This window comes from Lacipirellulaceae bacterium, from assembly GCA_040218535.1.
GTDB lineage: Bacteria > Planctomycetota > Planctomycetia > Pirellulales > Lacipirellulaceae > Adhaeretor.
On record JAVJRG010000009.1, the window covers coordinates 163,770 to 176,299 of the forward strand.

The following is a 12,530-nucleotide window of genomic DNA, read 5'->3' on the forward strand; positions in this document are numbered from 1 at the left end:
ACGCCGATTTTTGGAATTCCATCATGCCCTAGGATAGCGGTCCCGAACGCCGCAAACAAGCAATTCAGCCAAACCGAGAAACTACGGAACTTGCTGTCATTGCCAGTGTTTCACCTCTTAGAACGCCACTCCAGGCAACGAACTCTCCGACCCTCGCAGCCCTATGAACGCTCGATCTCATTACGCCGCTGTCCTAATAGTCCTCGCTCTAGCGGTGGGCAGAAGCGATGCGGCAGAAGCCCCGGGGGAGGAACTCACCACGGAGCAGATCAACTTCTTCGAGTCGAAAATCCGGCCGGTTCTCGTGCGGGAATGTTATTCCTGCCACTCGAACAAAACGGGCAGCATCCGCGGCGGGCTACGGCTGGATACACGTGATGTCATGCGGGAAGGGGGTGACAGTGGGCCCGCGATCGTTCCGGGTAGTCTTGATGAAAGCTTGATCTACGGGGCGATCACTCATCAAGATTTCGTGATGCCACCCAAGCGAAAGCTACCTCAGAAAGTGATTGACGACTTTCGCACGTGGATTGAAATGGGGGCACCTGATCCGCGCGTGACGACCATCGCTGAGATCAAGTCGTCGATCTCTGAAGAAGACATCCAGCAAGCGAAGAAGACTTTTTGGGCTTACCAACCTCCCCAAGCTTCAACGCCACCCAATGTCGAAGATACAACTTGGCCCAAGACTGAGATCGACCAATTCATCCTCGCCAAGCTCGAACAGGCGAACATAGAGCCCACCGAAGACACCGAGGTTACCAAGTTGCTGCGTCGATTGCACTTCGACCTCGTCGGCCTGCCACCTTCGCCACCGCAGATCGCGCAATTCACGAAAGCGTGGAACAAGGATTCTGAGCAAGCGGTTGCCGACGTGGTTGATGAGTTGCTCGCCAGCGGACAATACGGCGAACGGTGGGGACGCCATTGGTTGGATGTCGTTCGCTTTGCCGAGTCAACAGGCAATGCCGTCAACATGACCTTCCCTCATGCCTGGCGGTATCGCGACTACGTCATCGATTCATTTAACGCGGATAAGCCGTTCGACAGATTCATCCAGGAGCAGCTCGCCGGCGACTTGCTTCCCGCCGAAACCGACGAAACCTGGGCGAAGAACTTGATCGCCACGGGTTTCCTGGCAGTCGGCACCAAAAACATTAACGAGCAAGCTCGTGCTCAATTCACAGCAGACGTTGTCGACGAACAGATCGACGCCACCACACGGGTTTTCCTAGGAACTTCCGTTGCCTGTGCTCGCTGTCATGATCACAAGTTCGATGCCATCCCTCAGAGCGACTACTACGCGATGGCGGGCATCTTCGGCAGCACGGACACCTACTTTGGAAACCCGTCGTCGAACCTCATCCGCAGACCGCAAGCCCGCCAGGCAAGCAGTTTGATCTTGCTGCCTGTCGAAGATCCCAATCCCTACGATAAACGCTACACTCCAGAAGAGTTGGATGATCTCCGCGGGGAAGTTGCCAACAAGCAGCGACAGCTCTTTGAACTGCGTCAGCAAGGGGCGAACAACGCTCAACTCAGGCGGCTGATTAACGTCATTCAGATGTCGCAGCTTGTCGATAAGCTGGCCGTTGTCGATGAGAAAGGCAACCCCCTGAGCTACTGCATGGGCGTCCAAGATACCCAGGCACCGCGTGATGCTCGCATTCTCGTCCGAGGCGAAATCGACGAGCCTGGCCAAACGGTTGAGCGAGGATTCCCTCAGGTCTTGTCCAACAGTCAGACCTCGCTGCCAAGCGACGCCAGTGGCCGTCTGCAAATGGCCCAATGGATCGCCAGCGACAAGAATCCGCTCACGGCCCGGGTGATGGTCAACCGCATTTGGCAACACTTGCTTGGTCACGGTTTGGTGCGATCACCAGATAACTTTGGCGTGACGGGCCAACCTCCGACACACCCTGAGCTGCTAGATCATCTGGCCACTGAGTTCGTCAACTCCGGCTGGTCCGTGAAACACATGGTGCGGGCGATTATGACTTCGCGAGTCTATCGCTTGGCGTCAACCTATGATGAACACTCTCACAACCTCGATCCTGAGAACACTCTGCTCTGGCGGGCCAATCCGCGCCGCCTCGATGCCGAGGCGATTCGCGACACCATGCTGGCCATCAGTGGTGAACTCGATCTCCAGCGGCCGCGTGGTTCGGAAGTCGCCAAAGCGGGATACGTTCGCGTGCAGAATGGCGTACTCGGGAACGTTCGGGACGCAGTCCAGCGAATCGGAGGGCGCGAGTTAATCGCTACGGCTATGAACGCGCGGAACGCCCAAACTCGTGGGAATCGAAACATGAGCCGCGCCGAGCGACGGGCTCTCGGTCGAGAGGCAGTCATCAACAAAGTCACCAGTTTGTTAGACATGGAGGAAGCCGTCTATCGCAGCGTCTACTTGCCGATCGTCCGTGATGCGACGCCTCGCTCGTTACACGTGTTCGACTTTGCGGATTCCAACGCAGTCGTCGGTGCGAGAGATGCTTCCAACACGGCGGATCAGGCTCTCTACCTCATGAACAATCCCTTTGTGATCCAGCAAAGTGAGGCGTTGGCAGAACGCATCGAGAAGATGAGCTCACGCCCCAACCGTCAAATCGAAATCGCGTTTCTGTTCGCCTACGGACGCCGTCCCACGGCCGGCGAGCAGGTGGCGGCAAATTCCTTTATTGATGATTTCTCCAAATCGAAAACTCGCCAGGAAACCCTAGCGGCCTTGTGCCAGAGTTTGTTTGCTTCGGCTGAGTTCCGATACGTGTACTAGCCAACCGACGGACGATAATCATGTTCTCACGACGTCAAATCCTTCAAGCCGCTTCTTCGGGATTCGGCTACTTGGCATTTGCTGGTCTCAGCAGCGCGCTGGCTGCGAAAGAGGCGAAGAGTCTCAATCCCTTATCACCAAAAGCTCCGCACTTCCCTGCGACGGCTAAGCGGGTGATCTTTCTCTTCATGCAGGGCGGTCCTTCGCACGTTGATACGTTCGACTACAAGCCGCAGCTCTCAAAGGATCACGGTAAACAAGGCAAGTACGGAGGCTCGTTGCTGGGATCGCCTTTCGAGTTCCATCAACGTGGTGACAGCGGTCTATGGATCTCTGAACTCTTCAAGAATGTTGGCAATCATGCGGACGATCTCACCCTCATCCGCGGGATGCAGTGCGATCAACCGGTGCATCCGAACGCAACGATCCAGATGCACACAGGCACTGCCCAGTTTATTCGCCCCTCGCTCGGCTCGTGGACCGTCTACGGGCTTGGCACCGAGAATGAAAGTATGCCGGGATTCATCTCAATGAGCCCCGCCAATGGTGCGGGCACCTATGCCAGCGCGTTCCTGCCATCCGTATATAGCGGCGCTCGCATCGGTCGCGGGGGTCGTCGCGGAATGCCGGCTGCAGGTGGCGAGACGGTTCCCGATATCAAGAGCCCTCATCTCGACGAGCGGCTCCAACGTCGGCAGCTCGACTTCGTTCAAGCACTCAATCGAGAGAAACTTGCACGCGAACAGGTTCACCCGGAGGTTGAAGGAGCGATTGAATCGTTCGAGCTCGCCTTCCGCATGCAGGGCGAAATGCCCGAACTCATGGATCTCTCGGGCGAGACGAAAGAGACCCTCGCAATGTATGGCGTCAACGAAGGACCAACCGATAATTTCGGTAAGCAGTGTCTGCTCGCCCGCCGTTTCGCAGAAGCGGGAGTGCGTTTTATCGAAGTGACCTTCGGAGGCTGGGATCAGCATGCCAATCTGACCACCACCTTGCGAACCCGTGCCGAAGCCGTCGACAAACCGATTGCCGGTTTGCTTCAAGACCTCAAGCAACGCGATCTGCTCAAAGACACGCTCGTGATCTGGGGCGGCGAGTTCGGCCGAACGCCTGCGTCACAGGGCCCCGATGGACGCAACCATAACAACAAGGGTTTCACCACTTGGATGGCCGGCGGCGGCGTGAAGGGCGGTTTCAGCTATGGGGCAACCGACGAACACGGCTACGAAGCGGTCGACCGACCCTGCCATGTCCACGACTGGCACGCCACGATCTTGCATCTGCTAGGCCTCGACCACGAACAGCTCACGTACCGTTACGGTGGACGCGACTATCGGCTGACCGATGTCCATGGGAATGTGGCGAAAGAGATTATCGCCTAAGCGACAATGTCTTCAACAACGTGACCATGCACGTCCGTTAGCCGGAAATGCCTTCCTTGAAACTTGTATGTCAAACGCTCATGGTCAATCCCCAGTTGGGCTAGCACTGTCGCTTGCAAGTCGTGAACGTGGACCTGATCTTTCACGACGTTAAAGCCGAACTCGTCAGTCGCACCGTAGGTGAGCCCCGGTTTCATCCCGCCACCTGCCATCCAGATCGTAAAGCTATTGGGATGGTGGTCGCGGCCATGAACCTTCTTGTTGTTGATATTTCCTTGGCCGTAAGGAGTCCGGCCGAACTCGCCGCCCCAGATGACTAGGGTTTCGTCCAACATTCCACGCTGCTTTAAGTCTTTCACCAACGCCGCGGAAGGCTGGTCGGTATCGCGACATTGGTTGATGAGTTGCGTCGGCAGATTGGTATGCTGATCCCAGCCCGAGTGCATCAACTGAATAAATCGGACATCCTGCTCAGCTAGCCGACGGGCCATCAAGCAGTTGAACGCATACGTTCCCGGTCGCGTCACGTCGGGCCCATACATGTCGAGAATGTGCTGCGGCTCCGTGGAAAGATCCGTCAACGCCGGGACCGAAGTCTGCATACGGTAGGCCATCTCGTACTGTGCGATTCGGGTGAGCGTCTCCTGGTCACGGGTTCGCTCATATTGCATCTGGTTGAGTTCGGCAACGCTGTCGAGTACCTGACGGCGGACTTTTGGAGACATGCCCTTCGGATTGGAAAGGTAAAGCACCGGGTCACCGCCACCGCGGAACTTCACGCCCTGGTGCTTAGTGGGCAGGAATCCACTACCCCAATAGTAGTCATAGAACAACTGGCCGCAGCTTCCTTCTTTGTCCCGTGAAGTCATCGCACAGAAAGTCGGAAGGTCATCGTTCGCACTACCCAATCCATAGGAAAGCCACGCCCCCATGCTGGGTCGGCCCGGCTGTTCACCGCCTGTGAGCAGGAAGGTCATCGCCGGGGCGTGATTGACCGACTCGGTCTTCATCGATTTCACAAAGCACAAGTCGTCGACAACACTTGCCGTATGCGGCAGCCAGTCTGAAACCAACGCCCCACACTGGCCGTGCTTGCGAATCGGAGCAATTGCGCCCAAACAAGGCTGCCCCTTGCCGGCAGTCATCGTCGAGCTTTGCATCCCCTTGCTGATTGAATCAGGAATTTGCTGCCCACGCATCTCGGCAAGCATCGGCTTTTCGTCGAAAAGATCGACGTGCGATGGTGCACCCGATTGCATGAGGTAAATCACACGCTTCACTCGCGCTGGGAAGTGTGGCAGATCTCCAATCCCGCTAGCTTGACGAACCGCTTTTCCAGCAGAGCCGAGTGCAGGCAGTGTTCCCGTAAGACTTGCGAGCGCTGCCGCACCGAGCCCTAAGCCCGAGCGACCAAGAAAATCTCGCCGTGATTCGATATGCATTCTTTCAAGGTGAGGATTCATGCCAGCTGATTATCCTTTGGTGACGACTTCATCGAGATTCAGAATAATATTCATCAGGCTCGTGTAAGCCGCCAAATCAATTTTGTCGAGACTCTCATCCGCTGTCGAAGCACCCGTGGCGATCAATTCCGTGGCCGCCTCGGGGTTTGCTTGGAACTCGTCCTGGAGCTTTTTAAGAGCGCTCTCAAGCGCCTTGATCTCCTGTTTGGAGGGAAAACGTGAGGTTGCGATGCGGAACGCTCTTTCGATACGTGCCGGCGCTGTTTCCGCGGGGCTTTTGAGCATCCTTTCGGCCAACACACGGGCCGCTTCGACATAGGTGACGTCATTAAGCAACGTCAGAGCATGTAGCGGTGTATTAGTCAATGAAGGCCTCACCGTGCAAACTTGTCTGCCCGGATTGTCGAAGAACATCGTCGGCCCTACGGGTCGTCGCCAGAAGGTGTAGATGCTGCGACGATACAGGTCGTCCCCTTCACCTTGTTTGTATTTGATTTTGCCTAAGCTGAAGTCCGACCAGACCTTGTCAGGTTGATAGGGCATGACGCCTGGGCCTCCCATCTTTTCAACGAGCAGCCCGCTAATTGCCAACGCCTGATCTCGCAGAGCTTGAGAAGAGAGTCGAAATCTCGGGCCACGGCTAATCAAGCGATTATAGGGATCTAACTCAACCGCTTCTGCTGTCGCCACTGAATCTTGCTGATAGGCCGCGCTCATCACGATGAGCTTATGAATGTGCTTCACATCCCAGCCTGATTCAACGAACTCAATCGCCAGCCAGTCCAGAAGTGCGGGATGACTCGGACGTTCACCCTGCACCCCGAAGTCTTCGCTCGTTTTCACCAAACCAGTTCCAAAAAACTGCTGCCAATAGCGATTGACCGTCACTCGAGCTGTCAGTGGATGATCGGGACGCACCAACCACTCCGCCAAGGCGATGCGATTCGAGGGGGCATCCTCAGGCAAAGGCGGCAATGCAGCCATGACCCCCGGTTGCAACTTTTCACTCTTGTCCGGCTGATTCCAGAGGCCCCGCTTCAAAAGATAAGTGTCGCGAGGAGTCTGGCGATCACACATCACCATGACCTTCGTCGTCTTCCACTTTAGCCAGTCGAGATGCTCCTGTAGCTCATTGATCTTCTTGCGCGAGGGTGCTTGAGCGAACTTGCGCGCTTCGTCCGCAAGCTGCTTGCGATGCTGTTCGGTCCGCTTACCCTCTGGGGTATCTAACGCCACTACCACCGGACCAGAAAGGCCCAGGTCTTTCTTTAACGTGGGTAGCGGATAAGAAGTCACTGAAAAGCGGAACCGACCGATGGGAGCATCCCCTGTGCGAGCCTGGTGCTTCAAGCGAATCGTCAAAGTCCGCGGCTTGTCGAGCTTGAGCGGCTGTTGGAATTTCGCCATCCAAGTGGGTACTTCTGGGGCATGCGTTGGTTTTTCAACTTTCCACTCCTTGTACTTGTTGATGTCTGTCAAACCTTTTGGCTCGCCGGTATTCGCCTTCGGTTCCTGGAAGGAAAGGGGCTTACCGTCCAGCTTGACGATCATCCCCGTAACGCTGAAGCCTCCGTTGATGCCTAAACTGAACTGTCCGCCGACGAGTTTTTCATGCTTCAGTGCTTCGAGTTGAAGGGCCTCGTGATTGCCAGCGGGCAATTCAACCGTAATGACATAGTCATCGCTCGTACTGCTCATCTTCGAGACGAGCACGGAATGATCAGAAAGCTCTTCCCAGGTGGCGCCGTTTTCACATTCCAAGGCGACTCCGCTAAGAGGTTTCCAGAGCTTGTCTTGGCGAAGGAGTGAAAGCCAGTGTTGGGTCTCTTTCTCCCAAGCGATCTGCTTCTCGGCAGATGGGGTTTCCAGCTTCTTCAGTTCACGTTTGATCTCTTCAATCTGCTGCTTGGTTCGCTCAATCTCTGACTCTTCTGTTTCGGTAGGCAAGGCATAAATCGGCTTCGCGTTGCCTCCCGCATCCACACCGCCCCGTTCATCAATGCTGTTGAAGTAAGCGGTCAGCTCGTAAAACTCTTTCTGCGAAATATCATCGTACTTATGATCATGGCAACGAGCGCAGCCGGTGGTCAGACCTAGCCAAACACTTCCGGTTGTACTCGCACGGTCAATCACGTACTCAACCCGCGACTCCTCAGGATTACGCCCCCCCTCGCCATTCAAACCATGATTGCGATGGAATCCGCTAGCGATCATCTGGTCGCGTGTTGGACCATCACCTTGAGGCCCTTCAAGCAAGTCGCCTGCGATCTGCTCGACGGTAAACTGATCGAACGGCATGTTGTCGTTTATCGCGCGGATTACCCAATCGCGCCAAGGCCACATCGTGCGTGTTGCGTCGTTTTGGTAACCGTTGGTGTCCGCGTAGCGTGCGGCTGCTAGCCAAGGCAACGCCATGTGTTCGCCGTATCGTGGGGAAGCTAGCAGACGGTCGACGACTTTCTCATAGGCCTCGGGGGACTCGTCCCGAAGAAAAGCATCGATCTCATCGAGCGTTGGAGGCAACCCCGTGAGGTCAAACGTCACTCGTCGCAAAAGCATTTCTTTACTCGCCCGACCATTTGGCTTGAGCCCTAACGCTTCAAGCTTGGTCAAGACGAAAGGGTCAATTCCATTTTGTGGCCAGTCCTTTTGCTGAAGCTCGGGGGGCGACTCCTTCTTCGGGGGAATGTAGGCCCAATGCTTTGACCAGGGAGCCCCCTGAGCGATCCACTTCTTGAGCAGTTCGATCTCCTCGGGACTCGGCCGCTGCGCCTGCTCAGGCGGAGGCATCACAACGTCGGGATCATCGCTAAGAATCCTCGCAATGATCTCACTGCTCTCGGGGTCGCCCTCGACGATGGCATACTCCTTGGCGGACTCTTCCTTGTCGAGTCGCAGATCGGCTGCTCGCCGTGCATTATCGGGGCCGTGACATGTGAAGCAGGCGTTGGAGAGAATCGGGCGAATCGTCCGGCCGAAGTCAATCGGCGTCTCTTCAGCGAAAGCGTTAGAAGACGACATGACGAGAACCGCAACCAAGGTAACAATGCCCGCGCACCGTCCCCAATAGAAGCGAATAAGAATCAGCAGTTTTTCAAGCGAAACTTCCATAACCAAAAGGCGATTACCTAAAAACCGCACAAGCGGTCGTAAATGGGCCCCATAGAATGGGCAGGGAGGTCTAAACAGTATAGTTGCTAGCCCAAGTGGTCGGACAGCAGTCGCTCTATGTGAGATACGTACAGAATGGCTGTTTTTTACTAGAATAGTCGCTTTTCACCCCCCAAATTGCCCTAACAAGTAAGCTATCGCCATCGAAACGCAGCGCACAAAAAAACGGCTGGAAGCGCGATTGCGTTACCAGCCGTCGGTCGTTTCTAAAAACCGCTAAGTACTACTTAACGGTTTCGTCCTAGCCACGCTTGCGGCTTGTAACTAGGCCAAATGCTCCAAGAGCGAACAGCACAAGGCTGGTTGGCTCAGGAATCGCAGTAATAACAAGATTATCTACGATAACCGTTTCGTTATTGCTCGAATCTGACTGACGTAGACCGAAAGCATCTAGTGACTGGCCAGTTGCACCTGGGTCACCTGTGATTGTGCTTCCGCCAGCAGTCAAGGAAGCGGTGCCCGTTGCAAAATCAAAAGTGATCTCAACAGGCACGGTGTCACCAAAGTCGAAATCAACTAACAGAGTAGCATCGGCTGTGCTACCGCTTGACGAAATACCAAGCGTGTAATCTCCTCCACCACTTGGCGCGACTACATCGACGCGAGAGCGGAAGTTAAAGCTGCCCTGTGTAAAGAAGTGTGCAAAGTACTCAAAATCCGACCCAGTAAGTTGGTCGTCGCTATCTTCGACAGTGATGTCAAACGTAGCAGTTAGAATACCGCTATCCTGGGTGGCGAACTGGATATTGGCATCTTCCGAGGGAGTGCCATGCTGAACGACTGCTTGCCCACTAGATACGAGCAGGTCGCCGGCAGTACCACTATGATTGGCCCAGCCACCGTTCGGCACGAGACTGCCGTCTGCGTACGAAAAATCCTCATCGACCAAGGTCGCCGCGTTTGCTTGGCCAACGGCCAGCACGGCGACGCCGCATAAAGCGGCAAACAAATTTCTCAAACTCATTAGACTCCTCCTCTAAATCAAAAACACAATAAATCCGTCGGGCGGCACACGCGGCTCACCCTCCCTTAAGTTCTCCTGTTGCCGCCCATCCCTGTTCGCCCTCCCCCAGGATTCACCAAAGAGGGTTCAGTTTCGTCTCAATTCCGTGTGGTATCAATTCCGTGCAGGCACCAACGCTTGGCTTGCGTCGATGGCCATGATCATACTTTTGACTTGTTAGCTTCGAGTGAAGAAGCCTCTAGTATCACTGGTTTGGCTTATTTTTTCCACCTTCTGGCACCCAAGAACCCACGGAATACCTGGAGACCCTGGTTTTCGCCGAAAAAAGCAGCATATCGGCCCCAAAAACAGGCAAATCGCGCTCGGCTCAGGAACCGCCGTCAAACTGCTTTGCTGCGCTTGACCATACTGCTGCCGCCAAATGGCGAGGTCCAGATCGTCCACGCTACCGTCTCCGTTAGCATCTCCCTCAGCTAAAACCGTGCCAGAACCGAAACCGGTCTGCCAGGTCAATAGGTCCGTTCCATCGACGAGGGTGTCGCCGTTGAAGTCCGCATCGTCGGCACCCACGATAATCGTGATGCCATTGACTTCTAAGTTGTCGAAGGCAAATTCTTCTTGGCTGCCATCGGCTCTCGCAAGAAGATTGATGGTCAGCACATCACCATCGACACCAAGTGCCGAGGTTAGCGTCTGGAACACATTCGACAACTCAATCACCTGCCCAGCGTTGTTCTCCATCGAGAGCGGATCGTTTAGCGTGAACATGTCGCCGTCAGCAAGGGTGTAGATGGCAGAGCCATCTTCATCAACTGAGGAAGTAAACAGGGCTTGCTCGGGACTACCGTCAATTGAGTAAGTGAAATTAAAGAAATCGCCGGTCGATTCGGAGGCTTCAAAGTCGCCCATTGCTGCCACATCAATGGAAACGGAAAGCCCCGTGGCTCCAGCAATGTCGAATTCCCACGTTGCTGAGACCAGCCCATCCGGATTAACCGTCGGGTTGTCGTCGTTCACTGTGTCGGTGATTCCAAACCAGCCATCGGTTTTTGTAGCTGTATCGACGATGCCGCGTGTGTCGAGCGGATTCCCATTGTTCGAGTCGTCGACCAACTGGAACGGGATCGAAGCGCTGACACCAACTTGATACTTTTCAAACCCATCGCCTGGGCTCGTGAATGCCCCGGGCGCTGGATCCTGACTAAAGCTAATCAGCCCCATCGGGTTGTCAAAGTCATCCTTCGCCAAGAAAGGGACCGAATTCACCTGACCGACGGTAAATGAAACGGGAATGTTGATCAGCGCATTGCCTGCCGCTTGGCTGGAGGAACTGACAGTGATCACACCGCTCTTGTTGCCGGTGGTCGCGGTGTCGAGTCCGATCGGATGTGAATTGGCCCCTGCCAGGGCGAAGCTCGTACCGCTTCCTGCACCGGAAAGATCACCCGAGACGCTAATCGTGTAGTCGAGCTCGTCGGCACCCGCGGCAGCCACGACATTCGCAATATTCTCAACAAGCACATCAATGTTGACTGTCGCTCCTTGCGGCACGTTACCAGGCATCGAAGCCAACTGGGCATTCATGAAAGCAGGCAGCTGATAGTCGGCAACAACAGGCAAATGATCGCTAAAGTCGTGCAACGCATCCAATACACTGGCAGGCTGCGACCTACCTGCGTAGACGTTGTTGATGGCTTGATTGTAAGAAACGCCATCGTTGCCGAAGGCCTGGTAGGAATGCGTGAGCGACCCCAGCCCTGTCGACGTAGGCCCCAAGTAGCTCAAGCCTTCGCCATCGAGCAGATTGTCCGAAACAAGTTGCAGGTCGAAGCGGTCATCGTTTCCACCTGTGGCACCACCGTCGAAAAGATTCGTGGTACGTGTGGACTGCGTGAGGTGCTCCGCGACGGAAGAATTCGGCCAGCTTGGCAGCCCCAACGGATCGTTACTCGTGGCCAGCAGATTTCCGAACCCAGCTTCGTTATCGCTTCCGAAATTAAAATCCCCTGCGTATACGAAATTGGACCCGGCACCTAATGCAGCCGCATTGTTGCTAACCGTCGTGGCTTCCGAAGCTCGGACTGAACTGCCCCCGCCAGACGAAAAATGCGATGAGTAAACGTAAAATTCCGCCCCAGGATCCGTGTAACCAACAGGCCGGAACTGACCACGATAAGTATCACGCGGCCCAGCCGTCGAAATGAACTGCTCGCCAAGGAACTCGACCGTCGAACTGTCGTAGACCACGCCAACCCAATCCTGATTGACGTTGTCGATCAGCCGCGCTTCGTAAGTCGTCACGCCATACAGGTCGTTGAGAATCTCGACAATTGTGTCCGCCGTCTGGGTGCTGGCTGAGTTGGACTGCTCTTGCAGCGCGAAGACATCGACACGCTTGGCGATGCCATTTCGCGCCGTCGATTCGATGGCCGAAACAATCGTTTCAAACTGCATATCGCTGGCCGTATCGCGTGGCTTGTTCAGTGTATTGTACGCGACAATCCGCAGTTGAGCTTGGGCCGTGCTGACAAACGACACCACGAAGGCGGCCATGCTTACGACCAAGAGCAGGCGCAAGTTAGCCTTACACGTTGTCTTTCGGAAACCACTCAAGGGGCGAACTCCGTAGGTGCGGCAGCCATTGAAGAAGTCCCCGATCCTACGGGAACGCTCAACAGATTCCGACATAACGCGAAACAGCTTCGCCAGCCTTGCGAAACAGAAAAGAAAACAAACCAAGAAAAGCCGCCCATGAGCAAGACTCACGGGCGGCT

General features: G+C 55.2%; 6 protein-coding genes. 2 read left to right on the forward strand and 4 right to left on the reverse strand.

Annotated features, from left to right (window positions below):
- The first annotated feature begins 163 nt into the window (after positions 1-163).
- Positions 164-2,773, forward strand: coding sequence for a PSD1 and planctomycete cytochrome C domain-containing protein (locus RIB44_11650; GenBank protein MEQ8617241.1), 2,610 nt, complete (start codon positions 164-166; stop codon positions 2,771-2,773).
- Positions 2,774-2,793: 20 nt separating this feature from the next.
- Positions 2,794-4,158 carry a DUF1501 domain-containing protein gene (locus RIB44_11655; GenBank protein MEQ8617242.1) on the forward strand — a complete coding sequence of 455 codons (1,365 nt, stop codon included), beginning with the start codon at positions 2,794-2,796 and terminating at the stop codon, positions 4,156-4,158.
- On the opposite strand, the gene RIB44_11660 is transcribed toward RIB44_11655, so the two are convergent.
- The 4 genes from RIB44_11660 to RIB44_11675 form a co-directional block, all read right to left on the reverse strand.
- Positions 4,155-5,621 (reverse strand): DUF1501 domain-containing protein, encoded by a 1,467-nt coding sequence (locus RIB44_11660; protein ID MEQ8617243.1) that lies wholly within the window; start codon positions 5,619-5,621, stop codon positions 4,155-4,157. The two genes, RIB44_11655 and RIB44_11660, sit on opposite strands and share 4 nt — an antisense overlap.
- A gap of 9 nt (positions 5,622-5,630) precedes the next feature.
- Entirely contained in the window at positions 5,631-8,642 is a 3,012-nt protein-coding gene (locus RIB44_11665; GenBank protein MEQ8617244.1) for a PSD1 and planctomycete cytochrome C domain-containing protein, read from the reverse strand.
- A 391-nt stretch (positions 8,643-9,033) separates the two neighbouring features.
- Positions 9,034-9,756 (reverse strand): PEP-CTERM sorting domain-containing protein, encoded by a 723-nt coding sequence (locus tag RIB44_11670; protein MEQ8617245.1) that lies wholly within the window; start codon positions 9,754-9,756, stop codon positions 9,034-9,036.
- Positions 9,757-9,972: 216 nt separating this feature from the next.
- Positions 9,973-12,309 (reverse strand): hypothetical protein, encoded by a 2,337-nt coding sequence (locus tag RIB44_11675; protein MEQ8617246.1) that lies wholly within the window; start codon positions 12,307-12,309, stop codon positions 9,973-9,975.
- Positions 12,310-12,530: the final 221 nt, after the last annotated feature.